Below are 15,344 nucleotides of genomic sequence, written 5' to 3'. Positions count from 1 at the left end.
ACCCTCCCGTTCGTGCTGAGCTTGTCGAAGCACCGTTCTTGATCTTTCGACCTCAAAAGCAAGAACGGCCCCTTTCGACTGCCCGACAGGCGCTCAGGACAGGCTTCGACAAACTCGGAAAGCCTCCGCGAACTCTGCGCCTCTGCGCGAAATTCATGACGCGCGGCGGCAGGACGACAGCGACCCCTGCTTTCGCAGCGGCGACGTCGACATTCTATTTCCGTCGCCAGTCGACAACCTGCCAGCCCATCGTCGGCGCAAGCTTCTTCAGCCGGCGCGACGGGGTCGTCGCCACCGCCTGATCGGCGAAATGCAGCATCGGCCGGTCGGACACATGGTCCGAATAGGCGCGGATATGCGCCGCCTCGCGCATGATGGCGTTGTCGGCGAGCCATTCGCCGATGCGCGCGAACTTCGCCTCGCCATAGCAATTGTCGCCCGCCAGCCGGGCATGGACATGGTCGGCGCCGTCGGGTTCGTCGAGCCGCGTCGCGAGGACGTCGTCGATCCCCAGCCGCCGCGCGATCGCATCGACATAAAGGTGGAAGGAGGCGGTCGCGAGCAGCAGGCGATAGCCCGCCGCGCGATCGGCCGCGATCTGGTCGAGCGCCGCCGGGTGCAGCCCGCGCGCGACGACCTTGTCGGCATAGCTTTCGGCGAGCGGCGCGATCTCCGACCGGCGAAAGCTTTTGCCGACCAGCAGTCGCAGGTTGATCGCCTTGAGCCGCGACCGGTCGATCAGCCGCAGCGCATAGGCCAGCCCCGCGAGCGCGACGAGCGGCAGCAGCAGCAGCCGCCACGGCTGGCGCCGCCGCGCGACGTGCATCAGGAAGCCGCTGTAGGTGCCCGCGCGCGTGATCGTGCGATCCATGTCGTACATCGCGATGCGGTGGGCGTAATCGGGGGCGGCCGGGCGATCCATGCGCCTTCCTTACCCCCGCCGCCATCGTCGGCCAAGCCCGGCCCGCGCCACGGATTCGCTTGCCGTCATTCGGCAAATAATCCAAGGTCGTCCGCACGATGGCGGCCAGGGCGGATTTCGAGACGGACGAAGGAGCCGATGGCGTCGATGTGCGCTTTACCGGGCGTCTGACGCTCGCGCGGCTCGGCGACCTGCCCGCCCGGCTCGACGCGCTGGGACCCGTCGCGACGCTCGACCTTTCCGCGATCGAGCGAATCGACACCGTCGGCGCCTGGATCGTGACGCGCACCGCGCAGGCGCACGACGCGAAGGTGGTCGGCGCCAGTGAGGAGGCGCAGCGGCTGCTGAAGGCGCTGGCCGACGACAAGAGCGAATATCGCGTCCATCGCGACCGGCGGCCGATGTGGGCGCGCATGCTCGAGCAGATCGGCACCGCGAGCGTCAGCATATGGCGCGAGCTGGTCGGCATCGTCGATTTCTTCGGCGCGATGATCATCGCGCTGTTCATCCAGATTCGCGCCCGCCGGCGCATCCGCTGGCACGCGATCGTCACCCGCTTCCAGACCGTCGGCGTCGACGCGCTGCCGATCATCGGGCTGATGAGCTTCCTGATCGGCATCGTCATCGCGCAGCAGGGCGCGGTGCAGTTGCGCCAGTTCGGGTTGGAGGTGTTCACGATCAACCTCGTCGGCCGCGCCTCGATCCGCGAGCTGGGGCTGCTGATGACCGCGATCATGGTCGCGGGCCGGTCGGGCTCCGCCTTCGCGGCGCAGATCGGCACGATGAAGCTGACCGAAGAGGTCGACGCGATGCGCACGATCGGCGTCTCCCCGATGGAGGCGATCATCCTGCCGCGCGTCGCCGCGTCGACGATCACCATGCCGCTGCTCGCCTTTTATGCCAGCATCTGCGCGATCGTCGGCGGCGGCGCCTTCTGCTGGGTCGGGCTCGACCTGCCGCCGCTCACCTATATCCAGCGGCTGCGCGAGATCATCCCGATGACCGATTTCTGGATCATGCTGATCAAGGCGCCGGTGTTTGGCATCCTGATCGGCGTCACCGGCTGCTATGAGGGGATGCAGGTGCGCCAGAATGCCGAGGAGGTCGGGCGCCGCACGACCTCTGCGGTCGTCGCCGCCATCTTCCTCGTCATCGTCCTCGACGCCTTCTTCGCCGTCTTCTTCTCGACGATCGGGTGGAACTGATGAGCACCGACGAGCAGGAAGAGGAGATCCGGCAGGAGATCGCGGCGGCCGAGGCGGTGCGGCCCGAGCAGTTCGAATATGCGATCCGCGTCCGCGGCCTCGTCAACCGGTTCGGCGACGCGGTGGTCCACGACGGCCTCGACCTCGACGTGCGGTCGGGCGAGATACTGGGGGTGGTCGGCGGGTCGGGCACCGGCAAGTCGGTGCTGATGCGGTCGATCGTCGGCCTGCAGATTCCGACCGCGGGCGAGATCGAGGTCTATGGCACCTCGCTCGACACGATCGCCAACGAAGAGGAATCGCGCGACCTGCGCCGCCGCTGGGGGGTGATGTTCCAGGGCGGCGCGCTCTTCTCGACGCTGAGCGTCGCCGAGAATATCCAGGTGCCGCTGCGCGAATATTATCCGCGCATCGACCAACAGCTTCTCGACGAGATCGCCGCCTACAAGGTCGCGATGGTCGGCCTGCCGCCCGATGCCGGGCCCAAATATCCGGCCGAACTGTCGGGGGGCATGGTCAAGCGCGCCGGGCTGGCGCGCGCGCTCGCACTCGACCCGGCGCTGCTGTTCCTCGACGAGCCGACCGCCGGGCTCGATCCGATCGGCGCCGCCAAGTTCGACGCGCTGATCCGCGAGCTTGCCGACACGATGGGGCTGACCGTCTTCCTGATCACCCACGACCTCGACACGCTCTATGCGACCTGCGACCGCGTCGCGGTGCTGGCCGAAAAGAAGGTGATCGCAGTCGGGACGATCCCGGAACTGCTTGCCACCGAACACCCCTGGATACAGGATTATTTCAACGGACCGCGCGGCCGCGCCGCGACGGAATCGCACGAGCGCGTCCCGCGCGATAGGAAAAGCTGATGGAAACACGCTCGAACAATGTGCTGGTGGGCGCCTTCGTCCTCTTCTTCACCGTCGCGCTGGCCTTTTTCGTGGTCTGGCTGGCGAACGACAGCGGCGGCGCGAAGCGCGAATATGACATCTTCTTCAAACAGTCGGTCGACGGGCTGAACAAGGGCGCGCAGGTGCAATTCTCCGGCGTGCCGGTGGGACAGGTGCGCCAGATCGCGCTGTGGCCCGACGATCCGCAGTTCGTCCGCGTCCGCATCGAGGTGGAGGAGAGCGTGCCGATCCTGCAGGGCACCACCGCCGCGCTGGAGGGCGTCGGCTTCACCGGCGTGTCGCAGATCGCGCTCGACGGCGCGGTGAAGGGGGCACCGCCGATCAGCGACAAGGGGCCGGCGGGCAAGCCGGTGATCCCGACGCGCGTCGGCGGGCTGGGCGAGCTGCTGAACACCGCGCCGCAGCTTCTCCAGCGCCTGTCAACGCTGTCCGAACGGCTCGCCGAACTGGTCGATGACGAGAATCAGGCGAGCATCAAGGGCATCCTCAACAATGTCGAGCAATCGACCGCGATCCTCGCGCGCAACGGCCCTGCGCTCGAAAAGGCGCTCGCCGACACGCGCATCGCGATCCAGCAGACGGGCAACGCCGCCGAGCAGATCGGCAATCTCGCCGCCGCGACGCAGGGCACGATCGACCGCAACGTCGACCCGGCGATGCGCAATCTGCGCGACACGCTCGCCTCCGCCAACCAGTCGATGCAGACGCTCGAACAGGCGATTTCGGACGCGCGGCCGGGCCTTCGCACCTTCAGCGAGACGACCGTTCCCGAAGCCAATGCGCTGATCCGCGACCTGCGCCGCACCTCCTCGTCGCTCTCCAGCCTGACCGACAAGCTCGACCAGCAGGGCGCCGGAGCCGTGATCGGCGGCAGCAAGCTGCCCGACTACAAGAAATGAGGATTCGTCCGATGCCCAGCCGCCTTCGTACTCCCTTGACCCTCGCGCTCGGCGCCCTGCTGCTTTCGGGGTGCGTCAGTTTCGGCGGCAAGGTGCCGCCCTTCCTGCTGACGCTCGATGCCGACGCCGCCCCGGCGGCGGGCGAGGCGCGCACCGCCAGCGACGCCGCGACGCTGACCATCCTGATCCCCGCCGCGCCGCAGAAGCTGCGCACGACGCGCATCCCGGTGCAACAGGACGATGCCAGCGTCGCCTATGTCAAGGACGCGCAATGGGTCGAGGCGCCGCAGCGGCTGTTCCAGCGCCTGCTGTCCGAAACCGTCGCCGCGCGCACGAACCGCGTGGTGATCGACGAAGGCCAGTATCTGACCGCGCCGGGCGAGCAGCTTGCCGGGCAGCTCATGGAGTTCGGGGTCGATGCGCGGTCGAACGAGGCGATCGTCGTCTACCAGGCGATGCGCGTCGGCGCGGGCGGCAAGACCGTCACCCAGCGCCGCTTCGAAGCGCGCGAGCCGATCGGCGGCCGGATCGAGGCCAAGCCGGTGGGTGAAGCGCTGACCCGCGCCGCGAACAAGGTCGCGAGCGACGTCGCGGGGTGGCTGGGGGATTGAGATATCCCGCCTCGTCATTGCGGGCGAAACGAAGCAACCCGGGTAGAACGCGGAACTGAAGATCGGTCAGATCAAGGGCGCGCCGCTCTGACGTACACCCTCCGGATTGCTTCGCTCGCAATGACGGTTCCAATTCACGGCGTTCCGATCTAAGCGCGCCGCGCAGTCATGCTGCGGCTTGCGCGCCTCTTTCGGGTTTCCGGCGTGCGCCCTTCCCCCGAGCCCGCCGACCGGAAAGGACTCTTCATGGGATGGATCATCCTCGCCATCGCCGTTTTCACCGAAATCTGCTGGGCGCTCAGCCTCAAATGGGCGGCGACGGTCGGGACGTGGCAGGCGTCGGCGGTGCCGGTGACGCTGAGTTTCGTCAACATGGCGCTGCTCGCCTTCGCGATGCGCGAGATTTCGGCCGGGACCGCCTATGCGATCTGGACCGGGCTGGGCGCGGTCGGCGTGATCATCGGCGGCATCCTGCTGTTCGGCGAAAAGGTCAGCGCGGTGCAGGTCGGCTTCATGGCGCTGATCGTGATCGGCGTGGTGGGCACCAAGCTGTTTTCGGCCGGGTGATGAAGAGCGCGGAAACGGCCGAAAGGCGCCATTTGTCTCCCCTCCCGCTTGCGGGAGGGGTCGGGGGTGGGCAGCAGCGGCGCAAAGGCCCACCCCGCTGCGACTAACGAACAAGTTCTTAAGTCTCGCTGCCCCTCCCGCCTGCGGGAGGGGAACCGGTATGTGACGCAAACGACGGCCTTCTACCCCTACCCCAGCAAACTCTTGCTCGCCTGCTCGGTCGCGTCGCGCGACAGGCCCGGTTGCGCCAGGATGCGGTCCAGTTCCGCCTTCATCAGCGCCGCCCGCGCCTCGTCGAAGCGCTTCCAGCGGCCGAGCGGCGGGATCAGGCGCGCGGCGGTCTGCGGGTTCTTCGGGTCGAGCGCGATGACGAGGTCGGCGAGCAGGCGATAGCCGGCGCCGTCGGCGCGGTGGAACGCCGCCTGATTGGCGGTGAAGGCGCCATAGAGCGCCCGCACGCGGTTGGGGTTCGCCAGCGTGAAATCGGGATGGCGCGCAAGGTCGCGCACCGCATCGACGGTGTCGGGGCGCAGCGACCACGCCTGCACTTGGAACCATTTGTCGAGCACGAGCGGATTGTCGCGGTAGCGCTGGTAGAAGATGTCGAGCGCATGGGCGCGCTCATCGCTGTCGCCGTGCGCGAGCGTCGCGAGCGCCGCCTGCCGCTCGGTCATGCCGTCGGCGTCGGAGAAGATGGCGAAGGCCAGCGCGGGCGCGTCGTCCCTTGCCGTCGCCCCAAGGTAGGCGAGCGCGACCCCGCGCAGCCGGCGGCGTCCCTTGGCGGCGGGAGAGAGGTCGGTCGCGGGCGGCGCGGGATCGGCCAGGATCGCGCGCCATTCGCTTTCGAGCGCCTCGCCGATCGCGGCCTGCAGCGCGAGTCGTTCGCGGCGGATCGCATCGGGATCGACCGTCACCATCTGGTCGCCGATGAAGGCCTCGCTCGGCAGCAGCACCGCTTCCGCGACGAAGGCGGGATCGGCGGCGGCGCCCGCCAGCGTCTCGCGCACCGCATCGACCACCGCGCCGCGCTCCGCCGCCTCCCCCGACACCGCCGCGACGAGCGTGTCGAGCATCAGCTGCTGCAACGCTTCGTAGCGCGCAAAGGGATCGTCGTCGTGCGCCGCGAGCCACGCGAGTTCGCCCGGCGCGCGCGCGCAATCGACGATCACCGGGGCGGAGAAGCCGCGGTTGATCGACAGCATCGGCCGGCCGGCGAAACGGCCGAGCGACACCGTCGCGTCGGCGCGGTCGAGCAGCACGAGTTGCTCCGCCGCATCCTGTACCGCGCCGTCGCGGTCGAACGCCTTGATCCGCAGCGGGATCAGCATCGGCGCCTTGTCGGGCTGCCCCGGCGTCGGCGGGATGGTCTGCGCGAGGTGCAGCACCCATTCGCCGCTCGCCGCGTCGCCCTCAAGACGCGCGGCGATCCGCGGCGTTCCGGCCTGGCTGTACCAAAGGCGGAATTGCGTCAGGTCGATGCCCGCGCCGTCCTCGATCGCGCGGACGAAATCCTCGCAGGTCGCCGCCTCGCCGTCGTGGCGGTCGAAATAGAGGTCGGTGCCCCGCCGGAACCGTTCGGGGCCGACCATCGTCGCCATCATGCGGATGATCTCCGCGCCCTTGTTATAGACGGTGGCGGTATAGAAGTTCGAGATTTCCTGATAGCTATCGGGGCGGATCGGGTGCGCGAGCGGTCCGGCATCCTCGGGGAACTGCGCGGCGCGCAGCACGCGCACATCCTCGATCCGCTTGACCGCCGCCGACCCCATCGCGGCCGAAAAGCTCTGGTCGCGATAGACGGTGAAGCCCTCTTTCAGGCTGAGCTGGAACCAGTCACGGCAGGTGACGCGGTTGCCCGACCAGTTGTGGAAATATTCGTGCGCGACGACCCCCTCGACCCCGTCGTAATCGGCATCGGTCGCGGTGTCGGGGTCGGCGAGGATATAGCGGGTGTTGAAGACGTTCAGCCCCTTGTTCTCCATCGCCCCCATGTTGAAATCGCTGACCGCGACGATGTTGAACAGGTCGAGGTCATATTCGCGGCCATAGACCTGTTCGTCCCACGCCATGCTGTGCTTGAGCGAAGCCATCGCATGGTGGGTGCGGTCCTGATCGCCCGCGCGCACCCAGATGCCGAGTTCGACGCGGCGTCCCGACAGGGTGGTGAAATGATCGCGGTTGACGACGAGGTCGCCGGCGACGAGCGCGAACAGATAGGAAGGCTTCGGCCACGGGTCTTCCCACAATGCCCAGTGCGTTCCGCCTTCTCCCTCGCCGGTCGCGACGCAATTGCCGTTCGACAGCAGGATCGGGAAGCCGGCCTTGTCGCCCTCCATCCGCACCCGGTAGCGGCTGAGCACGTCGGGACGGTCGGGGTGGAAGGTGATGCGGCGGAACCCTTCCGCCTCGCACTGCGTGCAGAGCATGGAGTTCGAGGCATAGAGCCCCATCAGCTGGCTGTTGGCGGCGGGGTCGATCCGCGTATCGACCTCGACCACCGCGGCGGTCCGGTCGCCCAGGTCGACGACCAGGTCCGGCCCGTCCATCCGCCAGCCGTTCCACGCCTCGCCGTCGACGCGCACCGCTTCTGCCGTCAGCGCGTCGCCGCGCAGCACGAGCGGCGCCGCGGCATCGGCATCGCGCACCACCGACAGCGCCGCCGTCACACGCGTCTCTTCGAGCCCGAGCGCGAAATCGAGCGCCACTTCCGGCACCCGCCATTCGGGCGGGCGATAGGCGGTGCGATGGATGGTGACGGGGGGGACGGGAGAGGAGGACGCGTCGGTCATGTGCGGGAGAAACCTCGAACGGGAATCGTTCGCCCTGGGCTTGCCAAAGGGCCGTCCTTCGTTTCGGCGCCGAAAGAAAGGACGATGCTTCGACAAGCGCAGCACGAACGGGAAAAACTGTCGGTCATTGTCCTAGGCTTGGCGGCTGCGCCGCGCAATAAGGCGACCCATGAGCAACATGCTGATTTTCGGAATGGGCTATGCGGCCGGGCACCTCGCGGCACGGCTGCGCGCGCGCGGGTGGGAGGTCATCGGCACCACGCGCGACGGGCGCGGCGGCAGCACCGCCTTCGCCGACGCGCCGGCGGTGCTGGCGGCGCTGCGCGACGCGACGCATATCCTGTCGTCGGTGCCCCCGGCGGACGGGGGCGATCCGGTGCTCGCCCGCTATGGCGAGGCGATCGCCGTCGCGCCCGCCCGCTGGGTCGGGTATCTGTCCTCGACCGGCGTCTATGGCGACGCGCGCGGCGCGTGGGTCGACGAGAGCGCCCCCGTCCACGGCCGCCGCGCCGACCGCAATGCCGCAGACGCCGCGTGGCAGGCGCTGCGCGGCGACGTGCGCGTCCTTCGCCTGCCCGGCATCTACGGCCCCGGCCGGTCGATCCTCGACCGGATTCGCGACGGGCGCGCGCATCGCATCGCGCTGCCCGGACAGGTCTTCAGCCGCATCCATGTCGACGACATCGCGGGCGGCGTCATCGCGTCGATGCGCGGGCCGGCGGGCGTCTACAACCTTGCCGACGACGAACCCTGTTCGCAGAACCGGCTCGTCGAATGGGGTTGCGCGATGCTGGGGGCGCCGCTGCCGCCGCTGCAATCGCTGGACGACGCGACCCTGTCGCCCGCCGCGCGCGCCTTCTATGCCGAGAACCGGCGCGTCGCGAACGGCAAGGCGAAGCGGCTGCTGGGATGGGCGCCGACCTATCCGACGTGGCGCGAGGGGTTGAGGGCAATGCTCGATTGATCTCACGCAAAGACGCAAAGACGCGAAGAAAAATATCTCACACAAAGACACAAAGAGGGCGGCCTATATCGCCACCTCTCCCTTGATCCGCAGCCACAGCAGATAAATTGACCGGACTTTGTCCGGTCCTTTTCCATGCACTCGACAGGATGATGAACGGAGGTCGATATTTCCTCCGCCCTCTTTGTGTCTTTGTGTGAGATTGTCGCTACGCCGCGCCGGATTATCTTCTTCGCGCCTTCGCGCCTTTGCGTGAGATTTTCCGAAAAACCCGCCCCGGCTACAGCAGCACATCCACCGCGTGGATCAGCACCCCGACCAGCCCGCCGACCAGCGTGCCGTTGATGCGGATATATTGCAGGTCGTCGCCGACCGCGCTTTCCAGCCGGTCGGTGATCGTCTTGGCGTCCCAGCCGCGGATCGTGTCCGACACCAGCCGCAGCGCCGTTTCGCCATAGCTGTCGACCATGCCGACGACCGCGCGGCGCGCGTAGCGATTGAGCGTGCGCCGGATCGCCTCGTCCTCGCCCAGCATCGCGCCGAACTGGGTGATGAGTTCGCCGATGCGCCCCGCGAGCATGGTTTCGGGATCGCGCGCCGCCTTGAGCAGCGCGGCGCGGCCCTGTTCCCACAGGCCGTCGAGCCAGCGCTTGACCGCCTTGTTCTCGAGCAGTTCGTCGCGCACGCGCGCGACCTTCGCCTTGACCTCCGGGTCGTGCTGGAGGTCGAGCGCCATCTTGGCGAGCCCCTCCTCGACGCGGATGCGCAGCGGGTGCGTCTCGTCGACCGCCATCTCGGCGAGCAGCTTCGACAGGCCGGCGACGATGCGGTTCGCGATGCTTTCGTCGAGCCCGGTGAAGCGGACGATCGCGTTGCTGTTGTCGTGGACCATCTGGTGGATCAGATGCTCGTTGAGTTCGAGCGTCTTCGATCCCCACCCGACCATCGCATCGAGCAGCGGCTGGTGCCGCCCCTCCGCCAGCGCGGCCTGCAACGCCTGGCCGAGCAGCGGCGCGACGTCGAGTTCGCGCAGCCGGTCGGCGATCGCCGACTTGACCATCCCGCCCAGCCGCTGCTGGTCGAGCGCGCCGAGCGCGTCGGCGATGATCCGCGACGCACCGAGCTTCAGCCGCCCGCCGCCCTCGGCCGGTTCCGACAGGAACTTGCCGACCGCGCCCGCGACGTCGACCGTCTGCATCTTGCGCGCGATCAGGCGCGGCAGCAGGAAATTGGTGAGCAGGAACCGCGCCAGCGTGTCGCCGATGCGGTCCTTGTTGCGCGGCACGATCGCGGTGTGCGGGATCGGCAGCCCCATCGGGTGGCGGAACAGCGCGGTGACCGCGAACCAGTCGGCGAGCCCGCCGACCATCGCCGCCTCCGCAAAGGCGCGCACGAAGCCGATCGCGGGGTGCACGTCCTGATAATATTTGGCGCTGACGAAGATCAGCGCCATCACGACGAGCAGCCCGGTCGCGACGACCCGGATATTGAGCCCGCCCGTCGGAACCGCAACGCCCCAATGGTCGGAGGGCGCGCTCGGGCGGGCGGGGGTCGGCTCGGTCATGCCCAACAAATGGCGAAGCGCGCCAAAGGTTGCAACCGGCGCGGCGTCCGCTCGCGCCGATGCCGCCCCCGCGTCACTCCGCCGGCGACGGCGCCGGGTCGCCGTGCGGACGCGTGTCGTCGCCCTTGCGATAGGTGAGCAGGTTGGCCGAGAAGAAGCGGCCCAGGCGCTTTTCGATGCTGTCGGCCAGGCTGAAGCCCGCCGGGACGATCAGCAGCGTGAGCAGCGTCGACAGCGCCAGCCCGCCGATCACGACGACGCCCATCGGCGCGCGCCACGCCCCGTCGCCCGACAGCGACAGCGCGGTCGGCACCATGCCGGCGATCATCGCCACCGTCGTCATCACGATCGGCTGCGCGCGCTTGCGGCCCGCATCCTTGAGCGCCGCGAGCTTGTCGACGCCATGGTCCATCTCCTCGATCGCGAAGTCGACGAGCAGGATCGAGTTCTTCGCGACGATGCCGAGCAGCATCAGCAGGCCGATATAGACCGGCATGGAGATTTCCATGCCCGTGATCCACAGGCCCAGCAGACCGCCGAGCGGCGCGAGCAGCAGCGACGACATGTTGACCAGCGGCGACAGGAAGCGGCGATAGAGCAGCACCAGCGTCGAGAAGACGAGCATCAGCCCCGCCACCACGGCGATCATGAAGTTGGTCGCCAGTTCGGCCTGCCACTTGGCGTCGCCCTGGATGATCTTGCGCACCCCCTGCGGCATCGACTTGACCGCCGGCAGCGCGTCGATCCGGGTCTGCGCGTCGCTCGTCACCAGCCCCGGCGCGAGGTCGGCGCCGATCACGATGCGTCGCGTCTGGTTGTAGCGGCGCAATTCGGTCGGGCCGGCCCCGAAGCCGATTTCCGCCACCGCCTTCAGCGGCACGGTGGTCCCGCGCGAGGTCGGCACGGGCAGCGTCTCGATCGTCGCCAGGCTGCGGCGCGAATCCTCCGACAGCAGGACGCGGATCGGAATCTGGCGGTCCGACAGAGAGAATTTCGCGGCATTCTGGTCGATGTCGCCGATCGTCGCGATGCGGATCGTCTGGCTGAGCGCCGCGGTGGTGACGCCGAGTTCCGCCGCGAGGTCGAGCCGCGGCTTCACGATGATCTCCGGCCGCGGAATGTCGCCCTCGATCCGCACCGAGCGCAGTTCCTTGAGCTTGCCCATCTCCGCGACGATCTTCTGCGCATGGCGTTCGAGCAGCACCGGGTCGTCGCCGCCGATGATGAAGGTGATGTCGCGGCCCGAGAAGCCGCCCGCCTGGCTCTGGAACGAGACGCGCGCGTCGGGGATCGCCGCCAGCTTCGGCTGCAGGCCGCGTTCCCATTCGACGCTGGTGACCTCGCGATGCTTCTTCAGCGTGATATAGACCCCGCCGCTGCCGACCTGGACGTCGTAGAAGGCATTCTCCACCACCTTGTCGTCCGCGAGGATCGCGTTGATCTCGTTCGAGACATGCGTGCTCTGCGCCAGCGTCGAGCCCGGCGGCAGCTCATATTTGATCTGGCTGTAATCGCTGTTGATCGTCGGCTGGAACTGGTTCGGCAGCTGCGTGAACAGCAGGATGCTGCCGAGGAAGGCGAACAGGCCGATCCCGACGATCCACACGCGATGGTCGAACAATCGCGCCCAGAAGCGCCGCGCCATGAACATGGCCCAGTGGGTGAAGGCCCATTGCCGCATCCCCGCCGCATAGGCGAGCGCCCCCACGACGATCTGCACCAGCCCGACGAGCAGATAGGCGGCGACGAAGCTGATCGGCGTCAGCAGCAGGAAATGGATCGCGGGATTCGGCGCGTCCTGTCCCACCGGCACCGGCTGGAAATAGCGCAAGGCCATGAACAGCACGGCGAGGCCGGCGGCGATCAGCGGCACCGACAGGAAGGCCGGCCGCGTCGCGATGGCGTCGTAACGCGCGCGAACCGCGTGATGCTTGCTGTTGTCGAGCGTCCAGGCAAGGATGCGTTCGTAGCGGTCGATCCACGGGCCGCCGGCATGCTCCTGCTCGCCTTGCGCCGACAGGAAATAGGCGGCGATCATCGGCGTGATCATGCGCGCGACGGCCAGGCTGACGAGCACCGCGAAGACGACGGTCATGCCGAACTGGATGAAGAACTGCCCGGAGATGCCGGGCATCAGCGCCACCGGCAGGAAGACCGCGACGATCGACGACGTCGTCGCGACGACGGCGAGGCCGATCTCGTCGGCGGCGTCGATCGCGGCCTGATAGGCCGTCTTGCCCATTCGCATGTGTCGGACGATATTCTCGATCTCGACGATCGCGTCGTCGACGAGCACCCCGGCGACGAGGCTGAGCGCGAGCAGCGACAGGCTGTTCAGCGAAAAGCCCATCATGTCCATGAACCAGAAGGTCGGGATCGCCGACAGCGGGATCGCCATCGCGCTGATCAGCGTCGCGCGCCAGTCGCGCAGGAACAGGAAGACGACGACGACGGCGAGCACCGCGCCCTCGATCATCGCGGCCATCGAGCTGCGATACTGCTCCTTCACATATTCGGTCTTGGTGAAGAGGATCTTGAAGTCGACCTTGGGGTTGTTCTTCTTGATCTCGGCGAGCTTCTTCATCGTCTCGTCGTGGACGGTGACGTCCGACGATCCCTTCGCCTTCTCGATCGAGAAGGACAGCACCTGCTTGCCGCGGATCATCGCGAGGTTGCGCTGTTCGGCATAGCCGTCGGTCACCTTGGCGATGTCGGCCAGGCGGACGGTGCGGCCGTTGCCGATCGCGATGCGCGTCTCGCCGAGCTGGAAGGCATTGGCGGCGTTGCCGAGCACGCGCACCGCCTGTTCGGCCCCCGCGATCTCGGTCCGCCCGCCCGCGGCGTTCAGGTTCACCTGCCGCAGTTCCTGGTTCACCTGGCTCGCGGTCAGGCCATAGCTTTGCATGCGCGCGGGATCGAGGATGACGCGGATCTCGCGATCGACGCCGCCGGCGCGGCTGACCTTGGCCATGCCGGGGATCGACAGCAGTTCCTTGGCGACCGTGTTGTCGACGAACCAGCTGAGCTGTTCCAGCGTCATGTCGGTCGCCTCGACCGCGAAATAGGTGATCGGCCCGCCCGCCGCGTCGATACGCACCACCTGCGGTTCGAGGATGCCGTCGGGCAGGTCGCTGCGGATCTGCTGAACCGCCTGGTTGACGTCGTTATAGGCGCGGTCGATCGGCGTGCCGATCGCGAACTGCACCATCGTGCGGCTGTTGCCCTCGCTGACATAGGAGGACATTTCGTCGACGCCGCTGACCCCGCGGACCGCCGCCTCGACGCGCTGCGTCACCTGCGTCTCCAGCTCCGCCGGCGCGGCGCCGGGCTGCACGACGATGACCTGGACCAGCGGGAACTCGACGTCCGGATTGTCGTTCACGTCCATCCGATTGAAGCTGACGAGGCCCGCCAGCAGCAACAGGATGAACAGCACGACCGGCGGCACCGGATTGCGGATGCACCAGGCGGAGATGTTGCGAAAGCTCATGATTCAAACGCCTTACGTGCTGGTCCGGGTGCGCTTATTGCGCCGATTTCTGGATCACCGGCTTCACCTTTTCGCCGGGGTTGAGGAAGGCGCCGGCAAGCACGACCACCTTTTCGGTGCCCGACAGGCCGGAGGCGATCGATACGCCGCCGTCGGTCACGGTCCCGACCTTCACGGCGCGCCGCTCGATCTTGTCGTCCTTGCCGACGATCAGCACGAAATTGCCGTCGGGGCTGCTCTGCACCGCGCTTTCGGGGAGCAGCGGGGCCTCCGCCGTGCCCGACACCAGCCGCGCGTCGGCAAAGCCGCCGGGGCGCAGCGCGCTGCTGTAGGGGATGGCGATGCGCGCGGTGCCCTGCCGCGTGTTCATGTCGACGATCGGCGACACCTGCCACACCTGCCCCGCGATCTGCAGGTCGGTGCCGACCGGGGTGATCGTCGCGCGCGTGCCGACGCGGACGCGCTGGAGGTCGGCCTCGGCGAGCTGGGCGAGCATTTCCATCTCGCCGCCCTTCGCCATGCGGAACAGCACGCCGCTGCCCGCGCCGACCACCTGGCCGGGTTCGACCTCGCGCGTCAGCACCAGCCCCGCGGCGGGCGCGACGATGTTGAGGCGGCCGTTGCGCGCGACGGCTTCCTGATATTGCGCCTGCGCGACGCGGACGCGCGCGTTGGCGGCGTCGCGGGTCGCGCGCTTGCGGTCGAGGTCGGCCTTCGAGATGAAGCCGCGCGACACCAGCGCCTCGGCACGCTCGAGTTCGGCCTGCGCGAGGCTCGCGTCGGCCTGCGCGACGCGGATCGAGGCGGAGAGGCTGGCCGCCTGCTGCGTCTGCACCGAACGGTCGATGACCGCGAGCGCCTGTCCGGCGCCGACCCACTGGCCGGGTTCGACGAGGACGCGGATCACCTGGCCGCCTTCGCCCGCGACCCCGACGGGCATTTCGCGGCGCGCGGCAATCGTGCCGTTCGCGGCGATCGCCGCCTGCACCGAAACCCGGCCGGGGATCACCACGGTGACGTTGGGGACGCTCTGCGCGGCTGCGCCGTCCGCTCCTTCGGCGGTCGCGGCGCCGGTGCCCCGGTGCGTGAAGGCATACCAGGTCGCGGCCAGCGCGAACCCGATCAGCACCAGCGCGACGATCAGTCGCGTGCGCTTGCGGCGGCTCTCGCCCTCGTCATAAAAGCTCGGGGTCGATCCCGCCAGGCTGTCCATCGCTTCCACTTTCCGCTCGTAGTTCACGCCGAAATCCCCATCCGCTGCCCATGGCAGCCGACGCGACGACCGCCGACAGCGATACGCCCCCGCCCGCATGACAGGACCCAAATCCTCGTAGGTGTATTACCGTATTACATCACTAGTGGCAAGAGGCAAACGCCGGCTGCCATCGCTCCGTCCGCCGCCCGCTCATAGACGGGATGGACGGC

11 protein-coding genes are annotated in these 15,344 nt (G+C 68.1%); 6 read left to right on the top strand and 5 right to left on the bottom strand.

What is annotated here, in order from left to right:
• Positions 1-214: 214 nt before the first annotated feature.
• The gene (locus C3E99_RS02810) at positions 215-922 is read right to left on the bottom strand and encodes an HAD family hydrolase (protein WP_083675021.1); all 708 of its coding nucleotides are present in this window, start codon (positions 920-922) and stop codon (positions 215-217) included.
• 98 nt (positions 923-1,020) lie between these two features.
• Between C3E99_RS02810 and C3E99_RS02805 the strand changes: the two genes are divergently transcribed.
• The 5 genes from C3E99_RS02805 to C3E99_RS02785 all read left to right on the top strand — a co-directional run bounded on the left by C3E99_RS02805 (position 1,021) and on the right by C3E99_RS02785 (position 5,112).
• Positions 1,021-2,127 carry an ABC transporter permease gene (locus tag C3E99_RS02805; RefSeq protein ID WP_067110229.1) on the top strand — a complete coding sequence of 369 codons (1,107 nt, stop codon included), beginning with the start codon at positions 1,021-1,023 and terminating at the stop codon, positions 2,125-2,127.
• On the top strand, positions 2,127-2,993 hold the full coding sequence (locus tag C3E99_RS02800; RefSeq protein ID WP_076074324.1) for an ABC transporter ATP-binding protein: 867 nt from the start codon (positions 2,127-2,129) through the stop codon (positions 2,991-2,993). Before C3E99_RS02805 ends, C3E99_RS02800 begins: the two co-directional genes overlap by 1 nt.
• Entirely contained in the window at positions 2,993-3,934 is a 942-nt protein-coding gene (locus C3E99_RS02795) for an MlaD family protein (protein WP_067110222.1), read from the top strand. The genes C3E99_RS02800 and C3E99_RS02795 overlap by 1 nt, the downstream gene beginning before the upstream one ends.
• Before the next feature lie 11 nt (positions 3,935-3,945).
• Positions 3,946-4,545 carry an ABC-type transport auxiliary lipoprotein family protein gene (locus C3E99_RS02790; protein WP_076074320.1) on the top strand — a complete coding sequence of 200 codons (600 nt, stop codon included), beginning with the start codon at positions 3,946-3,948 and terminating at the stop codon, positions 4,543-4,545.
• A 246-nt stretch (positions 4,546-4,791) separates the two neighbouring features.
• Positions 4,792-5,112 (top strand): DMT family transporter, encoded by a 321-nt coding sequence (locus C3E99_RS02785; RefSeq protein WP_067181715.1) that lies wholly within the window; start codon positions 4,792-4,794, stop codon positions 5,110-5,112.
• 188 nt (positions 5,113-5,300) lie between these two features.
• Here the strand turns inward: C3E99_RS02785 and pepN are convergent, their stop codons facing one another.
• The gene (gene pepN / locus C3E99_RS02780) at positions 5,301-7,901 is read right to left on the bottom strand and encodes an aminopeptidase N (RefSeq protein WP_104959364.1); all 2,601 of its coding nucleotides are present in this window, start codon (positions 7,899-7,901) and stop codon (positions 5,301-5,303) included.
• A 169-nt stretch (positions 7,902-8,070) separates the two neighbouring features.
• On the opposite strand from pepN, the gene C3E99_RS02775 reads away from it, so the two are divergent.
• Complete coding sequence (locus tag C3E99_RS02775) at positions 8,071-8,865, top strand: NAD(P)-dependent oxidoreductase (protein WP_076074317.1); 795 nt, start codon at positions 8,071-8,073, stop codon at positions 8,863-8,865.
• Positions 8,866-9,145: 280 nt separating this feature from the next.
• Here C3E99_RS02775 and C3E99_RS02770 read toward each other — a convergent pair whose 3' ends face one another.
• The 3 genes from C3E99_RS02770 to C3E99_RS02760 all read right to left on the bottom strand — a co-directional run bounded on the left by C3E99_RS02770 (position 9,146) and on the right by C3E99_RS02760 (position 15,159).
• Positions 9,146-10,429: a DUF445 domain-containing protein gene (locus C3E99_RS02770; RefSeq protein WP_420854273.1), complete on the bottom strand. Its 1,284-nt coding sequence runs from the start codon at positions 10,427-10,429 to the stop codon at positions 9,146-9,148.
• A gap of 73 nt (positions 10,430-10,502) precedes the next feature.
• The gene (locus C3E99_RS02765; protein ID WP_104959363.1) at positions 10,503-13,919 is read right to left on the bottom strand and encodes an efflux RND transporter permease subunit; all 3,417 of its coding nucleotides are present in this window, start codon (positions 13,917-13,919) and stop codon (positions 10,503-10,505) included.
• A gap of 34 nt (positions 13,920-13,953) precedes the next feature.
• Positions 13,954-15,159, bottom strand: coding sequence for an efflux RND transporter periplasmic adaptor subunit (locus C3E99_RS02760; RefSeq protein WP_420894035.1), 1,206 nt, complete (start codon positions 15,157-15,159; stop codon positions 13,954-13,956).
• Positions 15,160-15,344: the final 185 nt, after the last annotated feature.

Origin of the sequence: Sphingopyxis sp. MG, assembly GCF_002953155.1 — a bacterium.
Lineage (GTDB): Bacteria > Pseudomonadota > Alphaproteobacteria > Sphingomonadales > Sphingomonadaceae > Sphingopyxis > Sphingopyxis granuli.
The sequence above is the reverse complement of the archived record's forward strand: the minus strand, read 5'-3'. Positions and strand labels throughout refer to the sequence as shown.